We start from the raw sequence: 21,373 nt of genomic DNA on the forward strand, positions 1-21,373 counted from the left end.
CAGCGTCAGTGCCACAGCGGGTCGAGGATTGGACATCGAGCCGGAGCGAGTTCTTCCCTGGCAGAGGGATGAGCCATATCCGGCAGTTTGTGCGATCGTGTTGATGCTGAGCGTATAGGCCGTGCTTCGGCGATGGCTTCCGGAACAAGGGCTATCGCGGGATCGCGGGCAACCAGTTCCAGGAGCGTTTCAAGGTCGCTGACCTCGAAGACTGTGCGACGCTCGATGCCAATCTCCAGAAAGGCGCGGTCGACGAGTTTCCACGTCTCCCAATCCGACAGCGGGTGGCGGCGTTATTTTTGTGTGGCATGGTGGATCAATCGTGAGGATTTCGATGTCGTCTGCTTAGTGCCTCATCGGCAGGTTTTTGTTTGCACCACGCCCAAGCCGTGGCGATCTCGATAATGGGAGTTGTTATGTCGCTCAGTCGCGCTGAAGTGTACGATCTTTCGATATTCCTGCTCATCGTACAGTATCGGAGTTTTAGAAAGGCGGCGGACAATCTCGGCGTAACCGCATCAGCACTCAGCCACCGGGTGAAAGCGCTTGAAGAGCGACTTGGTGTAAGGCTGCTAAACCGGACAAGCCGAAGTGTTGCTCCAACAGCAGCAGGAAGCGCGCTTGCCGAAAAAGTGAGTGCTGGCCTCGATCTTATCAATTCCGGCCTGGAAGAACTGCACGGGCACCACGAAGGGACTGCCGGGAGTGTGCGGTTGAACGTACTGCGCGATGCGTCGATTTTGCTTTTGCGCCCGGCATTGCCGATCTTCCTGCAGCGCTTTCCCAACATCGAATTGGAGATTGCGGTCGACGATCACTTCGTCGACGTGACTGCGGAAGGCTTCGACGCAGGTCTCAGATATGGCGGCACGATACCGGAGGACATGATCGCCATTCCATTGACGCCACCACTCAAGTGGGTGGTCGTCGGTGCACCGGCCTACTTCGAGCGCCACGGTCGGCTGGAATCGCCTGACGACCTTCATTTCCATCAATGTATCCGCATCCGCACGGGGCGAGGGCAGATTTACAAATGGGAATTCGAGCAGGGCGACGATCGGCGCGAGATCGACGTTCCTGGCTCACTCATATCAAGTGAGTCGGCTTTCGCCATCAATGCTGCGATCGACGGTATTGGTCTGTTTTATTGCCTGGAAAAGCTCGCTGGCCCTCACCTTGCGGCAGGACGGCTGGAAGTGGCACTGCCGCAATGGTCTTCAATCGGCCCACCATTGTCCCTGTACTATTCGAGTCGCCGGCAACTGCCGTTCGGGATCAGTGCCCTCATACAGGTGATACGCGATATCAATCCGCTTAAATGAACTTTGCGGAGGTCGGACCATGCGTGACGATCAAAAATGGTCATCAATGAGCACAGCTCATTGATCCGATTACCTCTCCCCCATTGATTCATTAATCGACGATGCTATTCAATCCGTCAGATGCTGCGCGGCCGATGGGCCGGAATGGCGCATGTAAGGCAAAATACGAGGCTTGAATGTACGTTGCAGATGCCAAGAGATACGACGCGATTGCCTATCGCCGCTGTGGTCGGTCGGGGCTGAAGCTCCCGCCGATTTCGTTGGGCCTGTGGCAGAACTTCGGTGGTCAAGATGTCTTCGAGACCGGCCGCTCGGTGATCCGGCGTGCCTTCGACAAGGGAGTCACTCATTTCGACCTGGCGAACAATTATGGTCCGCCTTACGGGTCGGCGGAAGAGAATTTCGGACTGGTCCTCAAAAAGGACTTTTCGAGCCACCGCGACGAGATGATCATCTCCTCGAAAGCCGGTTGGGATATGTGGCCGGGTCCTTATGGGGCGGGTGGATCCCGCAAGCACCTGCTTGCATCGCTCGAACAGAGCCTGAAGCGAATGGGTGTCGAATATGTCGATATCTTCTATTCCCACCGCCCGACATTGGATGTTCCGCTCGAGGAAACCATCGCCGCGCTCGTGCAGATGGTGCGGCAAGGCAAGGCGCTCTACGTCGGAATTTCATCTTATGGGCCAGATCGCACTCGGGAAGCCGAGCGTGCCCTGCGCGCGGAAGGAATTCCCCTGCTTATCCACCAACCCTCCTACTCCATGCTGAACCGCTGGATTGAGGATGGGTTGCTCGATACGCTGGAAGAGCTTGGTGCCGGCTGTATCGCATTTTCGCCGTTGGCTCAGGGGTTGTTGACATCAAAGTATCTGAATGGCGTCCCGGACGGCGCGCGTGCAGCGCGTGGTGGCTCGTTCGACACAAAGTTGCTGAGTGATGCGAACATAGAGCGTGTCCGCGGACTGAACGCGATCGCAAGCGACCGCGGGCAGACACTTGCCCAGATGGCGATCGCGTGGACCTTGCGAGATTCACGCGTAACGAGCGCGCTGGTAGGCGCGCGCAACGTGGCCCAACTCGATGATTCCCTCGGCGCTTTGGAGAAGCTCGAATTCAATACCGAGGAACTCCACAAAATCGACAGGTACGCAACCGAGGGCGGGATCGACCTCTGGCGAGCTCAATCAAAGGCCGCCTGAGGAGAGACGATAGCATCGGCCCGCGGCGCGACAGGCCCGATTGAGATCCCTGAAGGAGCAAGACCATGGACTATCGCAAGCTCGGCAATAGCGGCGCCGTCGTCTCGGCCTATTGCCTCGGCACCATGACTTTTGGACACGAGTCCGACGAAGCTACATCGTTCGCGCTTATGGATGATTATGTCGAGGCCGGCGGCAATTTCATCGATACGGCCGACGTCTACAGCGCCGGCGTGTCAGAGGAAATCATCGGCCGCTGGCTCAAGAGCAAGCCAGGAATCGCCAAGGATCTGGTGATCGCCACCAAGGGTCGTTTCCCCATGGGCGCAGGACCGAACGATCTCGGCCTGTCGCGCAAGCATCTTGGGGCAGCGCTCGATGCCTCGCTCAAGCGCCTGGGCGTCGAGCAGGTTGATCTTTACCAGATGCACGCCTGGGACGCGCTGACGCCGCTGGAGGAGAGGCTGCGCTTTCTCGACGACTCGATCCGCAACGGCAAGATCGCCTATTACGGGTTCTCCAACTTACTGGGTTGGCACCTGACCAAGGCGGCGTGGCTGGCCAAAGCCAATGGCTACACGCCACCCGTGACGCTGCAACCACAATACAGCCTGCTGGTCCGCGACATCGAACATGAGCTTGTGCCGGCCGCGCTCGACGCCGGTATCGGCCTGCTGCCGTGGTCGCCGCTAGGCGGATGGCTCTCAGGCAAATACAAGCGCGACCAGATGCCGGCGGGCGCCACGCGCCTTGGCGAAAATCCCAAACGCGGCATGGAAGCGTTCGCCGCCCGCAACGCCAGGCCGATCACCTGGAACGTGATTGGGGCGGTGGAAGATACCGCAAAAGCGCTTGGGGCGAGCATGGCGCAGGTCGCGCTGGCATGGGTCGCCGCACAGCCGGCGGTCACGTCGGTTATTCTCGGGGCCCGGACACGAGAGCAACTGGCCGACAATCTCGGTGCGGCCAAGCTGACGCTGACGGACGAAACCATTGCCGAACTCAATGTGGCGAGCAAACCGGAAATGTCGGAATATCCCTATGGAACGGGCGGTATAAGCCAGCGCCACCGCAAGATCGAGGGTGGCCGCTGATTTTGGCGGCACACGAACCGCATCGATAAACATCAAAGGAGGCTCAGCATGTCCGCATCCGATACACCAGGCAAGCGCATCATCTTCACCGGCGGCACTGGCAAGGCCGGCCGGCATGCTATTCCCTACCTGCTGGAGCGCGGCCACGAGGTGCTCAACCTCGATCTGGTACCGTTCACCCATCCCGGTGTCAGGACATTGATCACCGATCTCACCGACAGCGGGCAGGCCTTCAACGCGCTGTCGATGCATTTCGACAGCAGCGGGCTCACCACCGGCAAGGGGCCTGCACCGGTGGATGCTGTCGTGCATTTTGCCGCCATCCCCGCCCTGTTGTTGCGCCCCGACAACGTCACCTTCCAGGCCAATGTCGTTTCGACCTACAATGTCATCGAGGCGGCGACAAAGCTCGGCATCCGCAAGATCATCATCGCCTCGAGCGAAACCACCTATGGCGTCTGCTTCGCGGAAGGGGACAAGGATTACAAGACCTTCCCGCTCGAGGAAGACTATGACGTCGACCCGATGGACAGCTACGGCCTGTCGAAGGTCGTCAACGAGAAGACCGCCCGCGCCTTTGCCATGCGCTCAGGCGCCGATATCTACGCCTTGCGCATCGGCAATGTCATCGAGCCGCACGAGTATCAGCGCTTCCCCGGCTTTCTGGCTGATCCACCGTCGCGCAAGCGAAATGCCTGGAGCTATATCGACGCGCGCGACTTGGGGCAGATCGTCGATCTTTGCGTCCGCAAGGACGGTCTCGGCTTTCAGGTATTCAATGCCGTCAACGACGAAATCACCGCATATGAACCCACGGCGGAATTCCTGCGCAAATGGGCGCCCAATACTCCCCTCTCCCGGGAATTGCAGGCCTCGGAGGCTCCGCTCTCCAATCGCAAGATCCGCGAGGTCCTGGGATTCAAGGAACGTCACAACTGGCGGCAGTATGTAGCCGGTCCATCCTAGGCGTTTTGTCCCGGCATTTGAGACTCCGTCGCAACGTCCGGAGCGACGGCCGCTCGGTCCACGGCGAAGGGCCGTTTGCGATCACATATGTTAATCCGGCGGATGACCCGAGCAACAAATGATCTGCCGTTTCCAAAATTAGGTAGCAGGTCGCAGATGCGCCGTCCAAGGACCGGACAGCGCATCGCACCACAATGGGGCCGGACTGCCGGCCCCACCTCAACATCGAGTTCACATGCCCCGGCAGTGCGGATTTTCATGTTCTGCTCGCTCGCGGCAGCCGGCAGTATCGCCCCGCTTCAGCGCATACGAACCGTGTCTCGGCAACGCCAAAGCAGATTCCATGTCGAGACCTGCAGGGAACTCCGGCTCAAATCCTCCGAACGGCTCGAACTTAAAGTCACCGGCGCGAGCGTTGTCGGTCCCAAGAACAATACCGAATCGACTGGGCCAGCAGCCAATCGATTTGGTTAAGACGACATACCCGAACGTGCCAAGCACATATCGTCGTATATGGCTCGCCATCTAAGCAGATAGTCAGCTCAGACCCTCATACAATGGAATGGAATTGCAGCCTGTCTAAAGTAACAGGGGAGAAATCAAAGTGAATCTCTGGTGAACCGACCAATGATCTCCGGCCGCATTTAACGCGTCCCGAAATTGATGCGCCGAAGACCAGTACGACTTGGCGGCGATCTACTATCCGCACCTCGCCGAAGGCACCCAATCTATCTGCGATTGCTGGTGATGTCGGGTCCGCCGAATAGCGCTGCGAGCAGGGAAAGGAATGCGCCATGGAATTACAGGCTCTCGTTACACAGCTGGTATCCGCGGTTCGCGAATTCATCGCGCCGCGCTACAGGCCGGAGTTCCACTATATGCGCGGCCCAGGACCCGCCTGTGCGCGCCGTGAGCAAATCCCGTTGCCTCCCATCCACGACCGAGCAAATCGGCATCTTGGAAGGTCTGCGATTAGGGGGACGCAGCCACGGGGCTACATAGAATGAGGGATACCTTCCGCCTTCCTGCCACGGCCCAGCATCAAGTTTGGTTGGAGGGCAAGCTGGTTGACGTCGGCAGCCCGGTGGCGCTCGACGCCCACGACGCCATGATTGGCCTTCACACCGAGCAGTTCAGCCGGGTCGCCAAGGAAATATCCAGCGGCGGAAGGGACTGCCGCGAACTCGCCCTCGCCTCTCCCGAGACGCAGAAATGGTGGTCTTCCTCCATCGACAACGCGTATGCGGTGGCCGTCGATCCGTTCCACTTTGAGGACTGGCTGGACAGCGTTGGCCTCACCATTGAGGAAGCGGCCGGAGTGTCCAGGGCGTGCTGGGGACCCGTCCAAGCACAGCTTTGACAATCGAATGACCAGGTACGGACCGTAACTTTCGCTGGGAATCAGCCTTCTGTCCGCGCAAAGCTCCCCATTGAGTTCGACTGGGCGTGCTTGTCCTCGAGCGACCAAGACCACGTTCGAATTCATAGACAGGCCCGATCGAACATCGAATCCGGTCCCCACTGGTGCTGTGGAGCCCGGATTCGACGCGGCTGTTGCGGATCACGGACAGTATGGGAAAAGACTGTACGCGTAGGGGTAACCGCAGTAGCCGTCGCCATAAAAATCACTACCATAGCCGCGGCCCCTGAATCCACGATGGCCACCGCGAAAGCCGCCCATATCGCCGCCACCGCCAAAGCCTGCGGCATGGCTGCCACCGCCAAAGCCCCCACCGTGCCCCCCACCGCCGCCATGACCGCCGCCACCGCGCGCCATCGAGGCCGTCGCCGCGCCAGTCGCCAGCATTGCACCCAAAGCGATTGTTGCCAGTATTGTTGTCGATCTTTTCATAGTAAACTCCTTCAGTTTGAGGATATTTGACTTTTTGAAGCCAACACTGATATGGAGGCAGGCGATCATTATTAGTATAATACGTTTGGTATATATATATATATATCTCGTAACTACCGATGTAACTTGTTGATAGCATGGCCGCGCCGATGAATGCGTTGTCACAAGACGAGCAGTCGAGCGGGCCACGAAATTGCCAACCACGGAAACGATCTGGTTAGAGTTGGCAGCGGCATTCTGGCGCGGCGTCGGCGCGTCACACCAAGGTATGAGCCCTTTCAGACCAACACCTTATCCCCGCCTACGCACATACGATGCGGGCCTACCCACGTACGATGGAGTGGTTCATCAGCGAGGAACTACACTCATCTCAAAACAGGAGCCGATCCCCCGATAATGGGCAGAAGAAGCGAAACTCTGATGGCGAAACCATGTTGATAAACTCGCTCCTTACAGACACTGACCCGATCGCGCTCTCCGAAACCAATGCTACGCGATTGCCGCAAGCTCGCCGACCGCTGGCGGAACATCGGCATTCTGATTTCAGCAACGCGCAAGCCCGGCGCCTCGATCCCCCTGGCACCCTGTTCAAGGGCAGGACATCAACACCACACAGCCGCTTGCCGAATACGGCATTGCGTGCGCTCGGCGCGGAGAGCGACTGGCAGTCTCCCGATCAAGGACCGAATTCCCATGCCCCCGGCGTCGACGGCAAAGGCGCGCACATTGCGGTCGGCATCGAAACGCTTCCCAGGATCTCCATCGGACGCAGGCACGCCGGTGCCCCTCACCCGGACACGTGTTTGGGAGAGCTCCTCGACACCGTGCAGCGACAGACGCTCCGATATTTCTGGGATTTTGGCCATCCGACGAGCGGCCTCGCGCGCGAGCGGAGCAACGCGACACCGCATGTCGTCACGACCGGCGGTTCCGGCTTCGGCATCATGGCGATACTTGCTGGCGTCGAGCGCGGGTGGATCGACCGGCAAGCTGCTCTCGATCGCCTCATTACAATGGCGTGCTTTCTCGGCGAGGCTGAGCGCCACCACGGCGCCTTTCCTCACTGGATGGACGGCGACAGCGGCCGAACCATTCCGTTCAGTCAATGCGACGACGGCGGCGACATCGTCGAAACGGCATATTTGATGGTGGGGCTTCTTTCGGCGCGGCAGTATTTCAGAGGCCCGGAGGCCAAGGAGCGCATCTTGCGCAGCCTCATCGATGCGCTGTGGCGGGATGTCGAATGGGACTGGTTCACCCGCGGCTCCGACTCGCTCTTTTGGCATTGGAGCCCGGTGCACGGGTGGGCGATGGACCATATGATCAACGGCTGGAACGAGTGCCTGATCACATTCGTCCTCGCGGCAGGGGCGCCACGGTATCCAATCGATCCGAGTGTTTATCACCGCGGCTGGACGGCGGGCCAAGCCTTTGCCAACGGCCGAAGCTTTGATGGCGTCCCGCTCCCTCTCGGACCCGATCGTGGAGGGCCCCTCTTCTTCGCCCACTATTCTTTCCTGGGGCTCGACCCAAGGCGGCTTCGTGACCGCTACGCCGACTATTGGTGCCAGAACGTCGCCTTCACGCGCATCAACCAGGCGCATTGCATCCGCAATCCCGAGAAATTCGACGGCTATAGCGCTGAGTGTTGGGGTCTGACCGCGAGCGACAGTGTCAACGGCTACGTTGCGCACGCCCCCGACCGGGACCACGGCGTGATTGCTCCGACCGGTGCCATCGGCTCCCTCCCCTACGTCCCGGCAGAGAGCAAGCGCGCGCTACGCCACTTCGCTTCGCGGGGCGACCGGCTCTGGGGGGAATATGGCTTCAGGGACGCATTCAGTCCGGCAATGGATTGGTACGCGGACTCCTATCTCGCCATCGATCAGGGGCCGATCGTGGTCATGATCGAGAACTACCGGAGCGGGCTCCTGTGGCAACTGTTCATGAGCTGTCCGGAGATCCGGGCCGGGCTCGCGAGGCTGGGGTTTTCTCAGCGGGCGAACGCCTCCGCTGTAATGTCATCAGAAGGATGACGCAGGGCGAGTTGGGACAATGTATCCCTCACCAAAGGCGCGGCGCACAGCTCCGCGCTCCGGCATCCTGCAGCTTGTCGCGATAGATCTCGACCGCCTCGCCCGCGGTCAGCTTTGCATCTGCATGATCTGATCCATGGGCATCATGTTGTGGTTCATATGTCCCATGATCCAGAGCGAACCGACGATGACCAGCAGAACGATCAGCACACCAAAGGCAAGCGCCAGGACGTTGTTGACGTTGTCGGGGCCAGTGGTGATGTGGAGGAAAAAGACGAGATGAACGCCCATCTGCGCGATCGCGAGAACGGCCAGTGCGATAGGGATGCTCGGCTCCCAAACCAGCGTAGTGCGCGCGATAAAGAAAGACACCAGGGTGAGCAGCGTCGCGAGCCCTAACCCGATCAGGTAAGTCCCGACATCTTCGGAAGCCTCGTATCCGTCGAGGTGCTCGTCCCCAGGCGCTGTGTCCTTGTAGTCGCGGCCTCTTTCCTGTTCGATGTGGCTCATTGCGCGACTCCCATCAAATACACCATCGTGAACAATCCGACCCAAATGATATCCAGGGCATGCCAGAAGAGGCTGAAGCAAAGCATGCGCCTGAGAATGTCGGGCCGGTATCCCTTGGCGAACACCTGCGCCATCATCGTAAGCAGCCACAGCAAGCCGATGGTCACATGCACGCCATGGCAGCCGACCAGTGTAAAGAAGGCCGAGAGGAACGCGCTTCGCGTTGGGCCTGCCCCGAGTGCAATCATGCCCGTGAACTCGCGGATTTCGGTGCCAACGAATGTAGCCCCCAATATGAAGGTCGCGGCCATCGCGCCGTAGAACCAGAATCCGTTGTGCGTCCGGGCGCCGATGCTTGCGAGGCCGCAGGTGAAGCTTGACAGGAGAAGGCAGGCCGTCTCGATGCCGACATTGCCCACGTTGAACAGCGTCTGCCCGCTCGGCCCGCCGGCCGTCGCATCGACCAGCACTGCGTAGGCGGCGAAGAAGGCGGAGAACATGACGATGTCGCTCAGCAGGAAAATCCAGAAGCCGTAGCCTGCGATGATGCGTTTCGACCCTAGCGCACCCGCCGAATGCCGCGCGGTGGGTTGCAGACCCGACGAGCTCCGATGCCGCCCGATACGGTTCGGGACGTCCTGGCCGACAGTCGCGTCGAACGCGCTCACGACGCCGTCCCGAATAGCGCGAGCGTTTCGCCGCGCGCGCTTCGGTTGGCCCGATCGATGCGTGCGACCGCCTCAGCCGGAATCGCATACTCGACTTCATCGCGCCAGGCGAAGACAACGAAGGTTGCGAACGCGCCCAATGCCGCCAGGGCCACGATCCACCAGATGTGCCAGATCAGCGCGAATCCCATGAAGGTGGCGAAGAAGGCGCAGATGAAGCCTGTCGGGCTGTTTCTGGGCATCTCGATATCCGTATAGGCGGGCTCTTCGCTCAACCTGCCCTCTTGGCGCGCGTGCTGCTTGGTGCTCCAGTATGCGTCCTCGCCATCGACGTGCGGAATGACCGTAAAGTTGAAGGCTGGCGGCGGCGAAGATGTCGCCCATTCGAGGGAGCGTCCATTCCAGGGATCGCCGGTCTCGTCGCGAAGTTCCTCACGCCGGCGAATGCTGACGACGAGTTGCGCTATCTGCAGGATTATGCCGGCCAGGATGATGACCGCACCGCCGGCCGCGAGCAGCAGCCAGGGACGCCATTCGGGGACATCGTAGTGCTGCATGCGGCGCGTCATACCCATGAGGCCCACGACATAAAGCGGCGTGAAGGCGACGTAGAAGCCGACGATCCAGCACCAGAACGAGGCCTTGCCGAGTCCTTCGTGCAGCCGGAAGCCGAAGGCTTTCGGAAACCAGTAGGTGTAGCCGGCGAAGGCGCCGAAGAGCACGCCTCCGATGATGACGTTGTGGAAATGAGCCACAAGGAAAAGGCTGTTGTGCAGGACGAAGTCCGCCGGCGGCACCGCCATCAGGACACCGGTCATCCCGCCGATGACGAATGTGACCATGAAGCCGATCGACCACAACATCGGTGGGGAATAGACGACCCGGCCACCATACATCGTGAAGAGCCAGTTGAAGACCTTCACGCCTGTGGGCACCGCAATGATCATCGAAGCGATACCGAAAATCGCGTTGACGTCGGCGCCGGCCCCCATGGTGAAGAAGTGGTGCAACCACACGGTGAAGGAAAGTACGCAAATGGCCATCGTCGCCATGACCATCGACCGGTAGCCGAACAGCGGCTTGCCGGAAAAGGTCGAGATCACTTCCGAAAATATGCCGAAGGCGGGCAGGATCAGGATGTAAACCTCTGGATGTCCCCACGCCCAGATCAGGTTCATGAACATCATCACGTTGCCGCCGGCTTCGTTGGTGAAGAAGTGGAAGCCCAGATAGCGATCCAGCAGCAGCATCGCCAAGGTCGCCGTAAGGATGGGAAATGCCGCGACAATGAGCAGGTTGGAGGCGAGCGTCGTCCAGCAGAACATCGGCATCCGCATCAAGGTCATGCCGGGGGCACGAATCTTCAGGATCGTCGTGACGAAGTTGACGCCGGTCAGCAACGTCCCCACACCGGAGATCTGGAGCGACCAAAGATAGTAGTCGACGCCGACGCCGGGCGAGTAGGCCAGCTCCGACAGCGGCGGATAAGGCAGCCACCCGGTGCGCGCGAACTCGCCCACCACCAGCGAGATATTGACGAGCAAAGCGCCGGTGGCGGTGAGCCAAAAGCTGACCGAATTGAGAGTCGGGAACGCCACGTCACGAATCCCAAGCTGCAGCGGCATGACGAAGTTCATCAGCCCGATCACGAACGGCATGACAACGAAGAAGATCATCAGCGTGCCGTGGGCCGAGAAGATCTGGTTGTAGTGCTCGGGCGGCAGGTAGCCTTCGGACTGGAATGCCAGCGCCTGTTGCGACCGCATCATGATCGCATCGGCGAAGCCGCGCAGCAGCATCACCATCGCGAGCAGGATGTACATGATCCCGATCCGCTTGTGATCGACGCTGGTGATCCACTCGCGCCAGAGGTATGGCAACCAACCCTTCAGCGTCACCCATGCGAGGACGCCGATGATCGCCACGCCCACCAGGGCGGCCGTGATCAGGGGGATCGGCTGGTCGAGGGGAATGGCAGCCCAGCTGAGTTTTCCCAACATGCTTAGTGCTCCGTCCGTGGGGATACGCTCGGGTTGGGCCGGCCGGTCTGCGGGCCAGGTCCAGGTGGCAATTGCTGCGTGACGATCTGCTCGAAGAGGTCAGGATCGGCCTCACCGAAGGTGAAAGGGGTGGCGTTCACGCTTTGCCTGGCCAAGGCCGCGTAGCTCTCGGCGTCGAGGCTTGGCCCGGTGCTGCGCGTCGCATCGATCCAGGCAGCGAACTGCTCCGCCGGCACCGCCCGCACGTCGAAATGCATGTCCGAGAAACCATCGCCGCTATAGTGGCTCGAAAGGCCGCGGAAAGTGCCTGGTGCATCCGCGCGCAGGTTCAGCTGCGTTGTCATGCCGTTCATCGTGTAGATCATGCTGCCGAGTTGCGGTACGAAGAATGCGTTCATGACGCTCGCTGACGTCAGCGAGAAATGGATGGGTGTACCGGCGGGAACCACAAGCTGGTTGACGCTCGCGACACGCTGATGCGGGTAGATGAAGAGCCATTTCCAATCCAGCGCAACGGCCTGGACCTCCAGCGGTGGCGTGTTCGATGCCAGCGGTTTCGCGGGATCGAGGTCGTGCGATCCGATCCAGGCCACGCCGCCCAGGAGCATGATCACAAGGATCGGAATGGCCCAGACGATGAATTCGATGCGACCCGAATACTCCCAATCCGGCAGGTATGTCGCTTTCGTGTTGGAAGCTCGATACCACCAGGCGAAGGCAAAGGTCGCGGCGATCGTCGGCACCACGATAGCCAGCATGATCGCGAGCGAATCGATCAGGATCGTCTTGTCTGCAATCCCGACCACCCCTTTCGGGTCGAGGACGGCCGGCTGACATGCCGTCAGGACGGTCGGCGCCACGACGACAGCGGAAAGCGCAACCTTGGCGATCGTCGATCGTCGACGCGAAGACCCTTTGCCGCCTGGCAGTCCGTCTGGTCCGGTAGGCATCACCGCGCACTCCTCACCATTGTGAGCCTGGCAGGTTGCTGGCTCATCAACGCAGCGACGCTACGCGTGGAGCGGGGCAAACGCTTTGTCGGGTTTGCGGCGATTGGTGCTGATTTGCGCTGGAGCACGATCACGGACGTTACGGCAAGTTGGAGACTCGGAGGAATTAGTGGCAAAACGGGTTGGCCCGGATGGCGATCGAACCTAACCAATCTTCCCTGCTCGATGTACTGGAGAGATTCAATCGGGGGCCTGGATCTTCGGCGATAAGCCAAGGCCGCTGCCGCCATCCGCGCGATCTCTGCCGCCATCTCCCGTCCTCTTCATGTGTCGAGAACCTCTTGAAGGCAGCGAAGGGCGCTCCACCGACATATATCGGCAGAGCGGCTTCGCCGTGTTTTTCAGTCGAAGAATGGCTTGCCGATGATGCTGTTGGGAAAGATATTGCCGAGGTAGTAGAAGTGGATCTTGGCGCTGACGCCAAGGCCTCACCCGAGCGCGAGTTGATCGGCACGATCCCCTCCAGTCCGAACTGGAATTGCTTCTCACCCAGATGACGCCCGGATTGATGGTCCCTGCGGTGAACCCGCGTCCGGCCCATCGAGCGGCGTCGTCAGCGCGACTTCCACCAGCGGAACCCATCCCGTGGGATACCGGTGACCAGTCGACGTATAGTTGTCCTTGAGGCGGAGCCCGCTAAAGGCGTTCCTTGCTTCCTTTGCCGACATCCGGCCCGCGAGGATCCGCGAAGCAGCAGTCTTGGCGCGTTCGGTGCATTGCCGCAGGACTCAGCTGTTCGCCGCAATTTTGAAAAAGTCAGGGCCGGCTCGTTGTGAAAAATTGATAGCGCGCTCACCACGGTAAAATGGATGGCGGCACTTCATTCACATGAGCTGACAGTTCGAAGCCGATCACTGATTTATCCGCTGTTTGGATGAGGGCAGCATCATAAGTGCAACCCGACGGCGACGGCGTGTGGAGACGGTCTCCAAGAGGAAACGTCATGGACATTGAACCTGGACGTCGCGTTGCGCTCACCATGATGGGAGTCGGTATTGTCGGCGGTGCGGCCGGCCTGGCCGGGGTCGGTGGTGGGATGGAGAGCGCAGCCGGGGCGTCCTTGCTGCCGCGCGGGGGTTGATGAAGGAACACGATCTGGAAGGGATCTCGATTGTCCGAAAAAGTCACCGCCAAAGCTGGCATCCCAGTACTCGGTCTTGCGGCTCTGGGCATCGTTTTCGGTGATATCGGAACCAGCCCGCTTTATACGTTCAAGACCGTCCTTGCCCTGACCGGTGGCAAGCCCGACGCAATGGCCATCCTGGGGTCGGTTTCCTTGATCCTGTGGACACTCATCATCATTACCACCGTCAAATACGTCAATTTCGCTATGCGCGTCGACAACGATGGTGAAGGCGGCATCCTGGCTTTGATGTCGTTGCTCGGCGTGAAGAAGCAGAACCGCCCTGTCATCGTCGCAGCAGGCCTGTTTGGCGCAGCGCTGATCTACGGTGACGGTGCGATCACGCCAGCCATTTCGGTTCTCTCGGCGCTTGAAGGCGTTGAACACGTGACGCCTGGCTTGACGCCATGGGTGCTTTATGGCGCGGTTGCCATCTTGGTCGCCTTGTTCGCCCTTCAGCCGCTGGGAACAACCCGGATTGGCAAGAGCTTTGGACCGGTCATGCTGATCTGGTTTGGCGTGATGGCCGCCATGGGTGTCTACGGCATCTTGCAGTATCCCGGCGTTCTCGTGGCAATCAACCCCTACCGCGGGCTGGAGTATCTCGCTTCAACTGGATTGGCTGGCTTCCTCGTTCTTGGCGGCGTGTTTCTTTGCGTCACGGGTGCCGAAGCGCTTTACGCCGATATGGGCCATTTTGGTCCTGTGCCGATCCGGCTCGCCTGGAACTTCGTGGTTTTTCCAAGCCTCGTTCTCAACTATATCGGCCAAGCCGCCATTGTTTTGAATGGCTCGCCAACCGACGGCAGTATTTTCTATAGTCTCTGCCCGCCAGCGCTGCTGACTCCTCTGATTGTCCTGGCAACCGTCGCGACGATCATTGCCAGCCAATCGATCATCACTGGTGCCTTTTCCATGACACGCCAGGCAATTCAGTTCGGGTGGATGCCGCGCTTCAACGTCAGGCAGACATCGGCTGAAGGCTTTGGCCAGATCTATGTCGGCGCTGTGAATTGGTTGCTGATGATTGCCACCGTGACCCTTACCATAGGCTTCGGCAAATCCGACAATCTCGCCGCTGCCTATGGCATTGCCGTGTCAATGACAATGCTGATGACCTCCGTTCTGTTGTTCATTGCCATGCGCGAGATCTGGCAGTGGAGCCTCGTTACTGCCGGCGCCGTTGCCGGACTGTTTTTGATCGTCGACAGCGCATTCTTTGCAGCCAACATGACCAAGTTTTTCCAAGGCGGTTATGTACCCCTTGCGATGGCCCTAGCGGTCTATGCAATCATGTGGATCTGGCACCGCGGTACGACAGCTTTGCACAACAGCGTCCAGAAAACGCTGATTCCGACCGACAGATTCCTCGCGGAATTACAATCCGGTACAGTGGCGCGCGTGCCTGGTACAGCAGTATTCTTGACGCTTTCCGCCAAAGGTGTGCCACCCGTCATGCTCTGGCATGTGCAACTTAATCGCGCCCTGCAAGAACGAGTGCTCGTACTGCGCTGGTCTATTCTATCCGTGCCACGGGTTGCAGAAGCAGATCGCTTCACCGTCATGCAGGAAGTTCCCAATTTTTGGCTTGTCGAAGCCAGGTATGGTTTCATGGAAATACCGGACGTTCCAAAGCTTCTTGCATCCTGCATGGCGGCGGACCGCGCAATCGATCTGACCGACGTCACCTACTACGTCGGCCGCACGAGCATTGTCCCCCGCGAGGATGGCCGAGGCCTGCCATCATGGCAAAGGGAGCCATTCGCTGCCATGAGTCGCAACTCGGCGCGGATGAGCGACTATCTGAAAGTGCCCAACGACCGGCTTGTTGAAATTGGCCGGCAAATTCCAGTTTGACCCTGCGTAGGTAGGGATTCGCCGCATCACCTTGCCTGGCGGATTGAATTCACCTCGCCTACGGCACCCGGCGGGGGGTACTGCTGAACCTTGAGCGTCGAGGTCGAGCCCGTAATGACCGACAACGGCTCGTGTTGCCTCTCGCGAGCGTCGACCAAACCTGCAAGAGGCCAGCCAGATACGCCTTTTAGCTCCAACAATTGACGCGGCGTCATGGCTGGAGGACACTGGTTCAGGATGAAAAGAGGCGATCAGAAGATGCCAGACAAAGGGAGGGACGCGAGGTTCGTCGCCAGCGAATAGGGGCCTGACAACCAGATATAGTGGAGGAGATCATCAGATGAGCAGCAGCATGGCGCCTCACGGCGCGTGCCTCAACCGACGGAAATTCATCAGGAACCTGTCCTTGGGCGGCTTCGCGGTCGCGAGCACCACCGGCCTCACTCCTTTTCCAGCGGTCGCCGATGATATTGAACTCAATTACACTTTCTGGCCGTTTGGTGACGAGATCATCGCTGAAAATGCCCGGCTCTTTACCGAGCAATACGGGATCAAGGTCAATCTCCAGCCGACTTCGGGCGACTACGCCGCAGTTATGGAGACCAAGCTTGTCTCTGGCACGCGTCTCGATCTGTTCCGTGCTCAGCGCGGGCAGGCATCCCGTTGGTTCGCCGCCCAGTGGATTCGACCGATCGACGACATGCCGGACCTCGACAAGATAAAAAAGGAGGAGTTCCCAGGTATCGGCGCCGACGCCCTGTCGTGGCCGGACCACAAGCGCATCGGCCTGACCTACTACAATGGCGGGCCTTATTGCATGTTCCGCAATGAAAAGGTTCTCGCATCGGGTGGTTACGACGCGACAGCCAACCGCAGCGACTATCCGCAGACCTGGGACGATATCTACAAGCAGGCAGTCGATCTCAAGAAGAAGGGTATCGTCGAAAACCCTATCCTGCCGACCTGGTTCAAGTCCTGGACCGGCACCCCATGGGCACTCTATGCTCACTGCGCCTCGGAAGGGGAACGGCTGGTTGACGATGACATGAAATCGACGTTCGGCCTCGATACTCCGATCCTGAAGGTTCTCTCGGATTGGAAACGGTGGTGGGATGAGGACCTCGTGCCGCGAGCCATCCTGACCTGGCAGGAGCCCCAGATGGCCAGTTCATGGATGAAGGGGCTGCATGCCTTCCACTACCAATCGGACTACAACAGCTTCGCCTATTCCGACCCGAAGAACAGCGACTTTGCGCCATACTTCAACATGAATCCCGTTATGCCCGGCTCGACACACGGGACCACGCTGGTCGGCCATGCCCTGCATGTCATGAGCAACTCGCCGCGCACGGACGCCGAGCTCGAGGCAGCCTTTGACCTCATGAAATCATTTAGCTGGCGTGACAAGAACCATAAGTTGCGGATGCACAAGGCTTGGGCGACCCTGGCCAATTTGCAAGTGCCCTTCCCCGAAGTCTACGACGATCCGGAGGTAAAGCAGGCGATAACGAAGTGGATGTATCCCCCGCTGGCCAACGAGAACTACAAATGGCTGTTTGAAGGAAGGCAGAAGGCCATCGCCGGCAACCAGCTCAAGGCCGGCTGGCACCAGGAATGGGAGGTCGGGACGCAGCAAATGATAGAGGATGAACTGCTCCTCAAGGGTACAGCGTCTCCGAAGGATGTTGTGCTCGCCACCAAGGAAAGCTGGGAAACCCTCCGATCCAAATATGCCAAACAATAACCCCTTGCCCAGCGTATGACAGCAGTGGCTCTCCGACAACTTTGCCGTCGCTATCGCGAGACGACCGCAATCGATTCGCTTGACCTCGAGGTCGCCGACAAGGAATTCGTTGTGCTACTGGGGCCGTCGGGCTGTGGCAAGACCACGACCCTGAACCTGATTGCCGGAGTGGATGCACCGACGAGCGGCCAAATCCTCTTCGACGGCCGTGCGATCGAGCACGTCCCGCCCGAGAAGCGCAATGTTGCGATGGTTTTCCAGAACATCGCGCTTTACCCGTACAAGACGGTGTACGAAAATATTGCCTTTCCGCTGCGCATGGCCAGGGTTGGTCGAACAGAGATCGATGAGCGCGTGCGCGCCGCGGCGAAACTGTTGCGCATCGGCGAATTGCTCAACCGACGCCCGCATGAGCTTTCGGGGGGCCAGCGACAGCGTGTGGCCCTTGGCCGCGCCGCGGTGCGCGACCCCCTCGTCTTCCTGTTCGACGAACCGCTATCGGCGCTCGACGCCAAGCTGCGCGGCGAAATGCGCGTTGAAATCAAGAAGCTTCACGAGCGGCTCGACTCGACCTTCATCTATGTCACTCATGATCAGGTCGAGGCACTCACATTGGCCGATCGGATTGCGGTCATGGACGGCGGCAAGCTTCGGCAATACGGGACTCCGGACGAGGTCTACCAACTGCCCGCCAATACTGGCGTAGCGCGATTCATCGGCAGTCCGAGCATGAATCTGATCGCCGGACGGTGGGTTGAGTCCGCGGGTAGTCTTGCGTTCCAGGGATCGGGCATCACCATACCCTTCGAAGCAGGCATGAGCCCCGCGGCGCAGGCGCGTCCGGGGATGCTCACGCTTGGTATACGGCCGGAAGGATTGTCGATTGAACCCCGCGGTCTGCCTCTGCATGGAATGGGACGGGTCTACGCCGTCGAGCCGCTCGGCTCGGATCAGTTTCTTCACGTTACCTATGGCGGCGAAAGCGCCGAACTCATCAAAGTCAGAGCCCGTCCCGACACGCGTTTCCGGGTCGGCGACGCGATCTCGCTAAACACCTCGCCGGCAGACATCTATCTGTTCGACAGCACCGGTGACCGTATCTTCCCGAACGATCTACGATGGTAAGCCGCAGCTTGAAATCGCTTGCGCAATCCGATTCGCGCTTCGCCCTCAGGATCGTCGCCAGTCTGGTCCTGTTCAATGCCGTCATCTTCATCTTGCCGCTCATCTACGCCGCATGGATCAGCTTTCACGATCGCGACGTGATCCTACGCACACAGGAATTCATTGGATTCAACCACTATCGGCAAATCCTCACCAGCTCCGAGGCAATCGCGGCGATGCTGCTGAGCCTCAAATTCACGGCCGTAGTGGCCTGCGCCTCGCTCCCTCTCGGACTCGGCATTGCCCTTGTCCTCAACGAGGATTTCCCGGGGCGCCGTTTCTTGCGTGCCGCTATCCTGCTTCCCTGGGCGATCTCCGAAGTGGTGACCGCGACGGCCTGGATTTTTATCAACAATCCAACATTCGGTGCGCTGACCGGCGTCATGCACTCGCTTGGACTGGTGAAGGCCAACCATGCCTGGGTCAACGAGACTACCGCTCTTTACTGGGTGGCAATTGCCTTTGTCTGGCACATTACGCCGCTCGGCGCCTTCTTCTTTCTCGCGGCACTGCAAACGGTGCCCGACAGCCTCTATCAGGCGGCTCGGATCGATCGCGCATCTGCGTTCAAGCGTTTCATTCACGTTACGCTGCCGCATCTGCGCCCAACCGTGATGGTCGTCCTCGTGGCGGTCACGGTGGAAGCATTCCGCAGCTTCGACCTGCTCTTCGCGATGACCCGCGGCGGCCCGGGCACCGCCTCGCAGACCTTTCCAATGCTGATCTTCCGTTACACCTTCGAGTTCTCGCGCTACGGACTTGCAGCTGCCGCCAGCTATATCCTGGTTGCGGTCGGGATGATCATCACCACACTCTATTTCTTCGTCCTGATGCGCCGCCGACGACTGGCAAGAATTGCTGACGCCGCAGCGGGCGAAGAAGCACGATCCGGAATGCCGGCCCCAGGAGAGGCGATGTTGTCATGAGAAAAACCGCTGGCGAGTATGCAATCCTTTGGGTCAGCATAGCGCTGGTGATCGCATGGACATTTATCCCTATCCTCGCGCTGGTGTGGGCTTCGCTGATGCCATTCAATGCGCTTGTCAACGGCGGCTTGTTGCAATGGCCGAGTGGAATGGGCTTCGCCAATTACGAGGCCATCATGGGGATCGCAACGATCAATGATGTTTTCGGCGGACAGCCGGAGGCGGTCGCGAGCGGGTTCCTCAACAGTGCCATCGTTGCGATCCCGGTGGCGGTCATCGGAACCGCCATGGCGATCATCGGCGGCTATGGATTCGGCCGCTATCGCTTCTCCTTCAAGAACACGCTCCTCTTTGCACTGCTCTCCGTCCGGCTGCTACCGCCCATCGCGGTCCTCATCCCTTATTTCGTGATCCTTTCAGCCCTTCACCTCGTCGGCACCTATCTCGGCCTGATCGTCACCTACCTGACAGCGGTCGTGCCCCTGTTGACCTGGGTGTTGATGGGCTATTTTGCGAGCTTGCCGATCGAGATCGAACGCGCTGCCCGCATTGACGGCTGCGGTCGCCTGCGGGCGCTTTGGCATATTACCATCCCAATGGCGTTGCCTGGAATTGCGGCCGCCTTTGTGATCGCATTCCTGACCGCCTGGAACGAGCTGCTGTTCGCAGTCGTTCTCACTGGGGGTACGGCGAAGCAGACGTTATCTCCCGCCCTGCTCGCATTTTCGCCAACCATGCCGAGCGGAGGTGCCAATCTCGGCATGACGCTGTTCGCTGCAGGCAGCGTCCTTTCCACAATCCCGCCGCTCATCCTTGCTTTGCTAGTCCAGCGTTACATCACCCGGCTCAACGTCGCCGATCCAATGACGTTAGAAGGCAACTGAAATGACCATCGGTATCGCCGCCTGCGGGCCAAATGCTGGCTTGGCCATCTATCGCACCTTGCGCGCGGTCGAGCGCGTTGGCAGCGGCAGCATCGGCGGCTTCGCGACTTTCGCTGCGATCACCGTGGATGGCAAGCTCCTGCGCCACGAAACGCAGCGCGGCGGCACGTCGACGCTCTTCATCGAGGGTGAGATCACCGGTACCGACCCGCCGCCGCAGGTTGCGGCCGCCACCCGCGCCGCCGTCATCTCCAGTGGCCCGGACAGGCCGGAGCCTGAGAAGTTCCTGAGTGCCGACCCTCTGGCTGGCCTCGTTACCGGCCATCGCATGCCGATAGCGAGCGGGGTTGACGGGATCGCGGTCAATCAGCAGGTTCTCGACCTGATGAAAGGAGGGCAGCCGGCACAGGTGGCCGTGGATACCGTCATGGATCGCAATCCCGAGGTCGACGCCGGCCTGATCGCCATTGACCGCAATGGGCAGGTTTATGGACGCAACTCGGCGCGGGTCCTTCGCCGCCCCGATCTTGCCGAGGCGCGTGCGTCAAGGGAGGGTGCTTCCGTAGTCGTTTTCTACAATGCGATCCGACCGCGTACGGCCCTTGCTGGGCTGGTCACCGAGATCGCACTCGATACGATGCTGCCAATGCCAATGTTGAAGCCGGACGGGCAGATCACGGTCGACGCCGGTATACCTGTGATCGCCGGCAGGGCAACGGCGATCTACTGTGACGCGAATGGCGTAGCGACCCACGTAACCACAAACGAGCTCGAAGTCCTCACCGGCCGGCGGATCTGCACAGGCATCTATCTCGGATCGCCGGTCTACAAGGCTGGCAAGCTCATCGGTCATACTATGTTGGAGACGATAATCACCTTTCAGGACGGTAAGCTTGCTTCAATGGGCGGCAAAAAGTTCATTTCATTCGGCTATCGGAGCGGCTTAATAGAACATGCGGGACTAGGACCATGATCCCGAAAAAGTGGGAACCGGTTTTCGGATAAAATCATGGTC

General features: G+C 59.6%; 20 protein-coding genes. 14 read left to right on the forward strand and 6 right to left on the reverse strand.

What is annotated here, in order from left to right; translation table 11 throughout:
- Positions 1-5 precede the first annotated feature (5 nt).
- Positions 6-281 (reverse strand): LysR substrate-binding domain-containing protein, encoded by a 276-nt coding sequence (locus NKJ94_RS18000; protein ID WP_352526945.1) that lies wholly within the window; start codon positions 279-281, stop codon positions 6-8.
- Between the two features lie 135 nt (positions 282-416).
- On the opposite strand from NKJ94_RS18000, the gene NKJ94_RS18005 reads away from it, so the two are divergent.
- The 5 genes from NKJ94_RS18005 (at position 417) to NKJ94_RS18025 (ending at position 5,944) form a co-directional block, all read left to right on the forward strand.
- Positions 417-1,322, forward strand: coding sequence for a LysR family transcriptional regulator (locus tag NKJ94_RS18005; RefSeq protein WP_352526864.1), 906 nt, complete (start codon positions 417-419; stop codon positions 1,320-1,322).
- Between the two features lie 176 nt (positions 1,323-1,498).
- The gene (gene mgrA / locus NKJ94_RS18010) at positions 1,499-2,524 is read left to right on the forward strand and encodes an L-glyceraldehyde 3-phosphate reductase (RefSeq protein WP_352526865.1); all 1,026 of its coding nucleotides are present in this window, start codon (positions 1,499-1,501) and stop codon (positions 2,522-2,524) included.
- A 65-nt stretch (positions 2,525-2,589) separates the two neighbouring features.
- Positions 2,590-3,618, forward strand: coding sequence for an aldo/keto reductase (locus NKJ94_RS18015; RefSeq protein WP_352526866.1), 1,029 nt, complete (start codon positions 2,590-2,592; stop codon positions 3,616-3,618).
- 48 nt (positions 3,619-3,666) lie between these two features.
- The gene (locus tag NKJ94_RS18020; RefSeq protein ID WP_352526867.1) at positions 3,667-4,584 is read left to right on the forward strand and encodes an NAD-dependent epimerase/dehydratase family protein; all 918 of its coding nucleotides are present in this window, start codon (positions 3,667-3,669) and stop codon (positions 4,582-4,584) included.
- A gap of 1,003 nt (positions 4,585-5,587) precedes the next feature.
- A complete protein-coding gene (locus tag NKJ94_RS18025; protein WP_352526868.1) occupies positions 5,588-5,944 on the forward strand; it encodes a hypothetical protein in 357 nt (118 codons plus the stop codon).
- Positions 5,945-6,145: 201 nt separating this feature from the next.
- Here the strand turns inward: NKJ94_RS18025 and NKJ94_RS18030 are convergent, their stop codons facing one another.
- The gene (locus NKJ94_RS18030; RefSeq protein WP_352526869.1) at positions 6,146-6,436 is read right to left on the reverse strand and encodes a hypothetical protein; all 291 of its coding nucleotides are present in this window, start codon (positions 6,434-6,436) and stop codon (positions 6,146-6,148) included.
- Positions 6,437-6,867: 431 nt separating this feature from the next.
- On the opposite strand from NKJ94_RS18030, the gene NKJ94_RS18035 reads away from it, so the two are divergent.
- Positions 6,868-8,472, forward strand: coding sequence for a glucoamylase family protein (locus NKJ94_RS18035; RefSeq protein ID WP_352526870.1), 1,605 nt, complete (start codon positions 6,868-6,870; stop codon positions 8,470-8,472).
- A gap of 108 nt (positions 8,473-8,580) precedes the next feature.
- Here NKJ94_RS18035 and cyoD read toward each other — a convergent pair whose 3' ends face one another.
- The 4 genes from cyoD to cyoA all read right to left on the reverse strand — a co-directional run bounded on the left by cyoD (position 8,581) and on the right by cyoA (position 12,600).
- Positions 8,581-8,982, reverse strand: coding sequence for a cytochrome o ubiquinol oxidase subunit IV (cyoD, locus tag NKJ94_RS18040; protein ID WP_352526871.1), 402 nt, complete (start codon positions 8,980-8,982; stop codon positions 8,581-8,583).
- The gene (locus NKJ94_RS18045) at positions 8,979-9,578 is read right to left on the reverse strand and encodes a cytochrome (ubi)quinol oxidase subunit III (protein ID WP_352526946.1); all 600 of its coding nucleotides are present in this window, start codon (positions 9,576-9,578) and stop codon (positions 8,979-8,981) included. The genes cyoD and NKJ94_RS18045 overlap by 4 nt, the downstream gene beginning before the upstream one ends.
- A 68-nt stretch (positions 9,579-9,646) precedes the next feature.
- Positions 9,647-11,650 carry a cytochrome o ubiquinol oxidase subunit I gene (cyoB, locus tag NKJ94_RS18050; protein WP_352526872.1) on the reverse strand — a complete coding sequence of 668 codons (2,004 nt, stop codon included), beginning with the start codon at positions 11,648-11,650 and terminating at the stop codon, positions 9,647-9,649.
- Between the two features lie 2 nt (positions 11,651-11,652).
- On the reverse strand, positions 11,653-12,600 hold the full coding sequence (gene cyoA / locus NKJ94_RS18055; protein ID WP_352526873.1) for a ubiquinol oxidase subunit II: 948 nt from the start codon (positions 12,598-12,600) through the stop codon (positions 11,653-11,655).
- Positions 12,601-12,941: 341 nt separating this feature from the next.
- On the opposite strand from cyoA, the gene NKJ94_RS18060 reads away from it, so the two are divergent.
- From NKJ94_RS18060 to NKJ94_RS18095, 8 genes are all read left to right on the forward strand, one after another.
- Positions 12,942-13,157, forward strand: a complete 216-nt coding sequence (locus tag NKJ94_RS18060) for a hypothetical protein (RefSeq protein WP_352526874.1) — start codon at positions 12,942-12,944, stop codon at positions 13,155-13,157.
- Positions 13,158-13,603: 446 nt separating this feature from the next.
- Positions 13,604-13,741, forward strand: a complete 138-nt coding sequence (locus NKJ94_RS18065; protein WP_352526875.1) for a hypothetical protein — start codon at positions 13,604-13,606, stop codon at positions 13,739-13,741.
- A gap of 30 nt (positions 13,742-13,771) precedes the next feature.
- A complete protein-coding gene (locus NKJ94_RS18070; RefSeq protein WP_352526876.1) occupies positions 13,772-15,640 on the forward strand; it encodes a potassium transporter Kup in 1,869 nt (622 codons plus the stop codon).
- A gap of 340 nt (positions 15,641-15,980) precedes the next feature.
- Complete coding sequence (locus NKJ94_RS18075; RefSeq protein WP_352526877.1) at positions 15,981-17,384, forward strand: ABC transporter substrate-binding protein; 1,404 nt, start codon at positions 15,981-15,983, stop codon at positions 17,382-17,384.
- 15 nt (positions 17,385-17,399) lie between these two features.
- Entirely contained in the window at positions 17,400-18,509 is a 1,110-nt protein-coding gene (locus NKJ94_RS18080) for an ABC transporter ATP-binding protein (protein WP_352526878.1), read from the forward strand.
- Positions 18,510-18,724: 215 nt separating this feature from the next.
- Positions 18,725-19,474: a carbohydrate ABC transporter permease gene (locus NKJ94_RS18085; protein ID WP_352526879.1), complete on the forward strand. Its 750-nt coding sequence runs from the start codon at positions 18,725-18,727 to the stop codon at positions 19,472-19,474.
- 47 nt (positions 19,475-19,521) lie between these two features.
- On the forward strand, positions 19,522-20,358 hold the full coding sequence (locus NKJ94_RS18090; protein WP_352526880.1) for a carbohydrate ABC transporter permease: 837 nt from the start codon (positions 19,522-19,524) through the stop codon (positions 20,356-20,358).
- A gap of 1 nt (position 20,359) precedes the next feature.
- Positions 20,360-21,331, forward strand: coding sequence for a DUF6963 family protein (locus NKJ94_RS18095; protein WP_352526881.1), 972 nt, complete (start codon positions 20,360-20,362; stop codon positions 21,329-21,331).
- The last annotated feature ends 42 nt before the right edge of the window (positions 21,332-21,373 follow it).

The sequence above is a fragment of the Mesorhizobium sp. M0060 genome (assembly GCF_040323155.1).
In the GTDB taxonomy this organism is placed as follows: domain Bacteria; phylum Pseudomonadota; class Alphaproteobacteria; order Rhizobiales; family Rhizobiaceae; genus Mesorhizobium.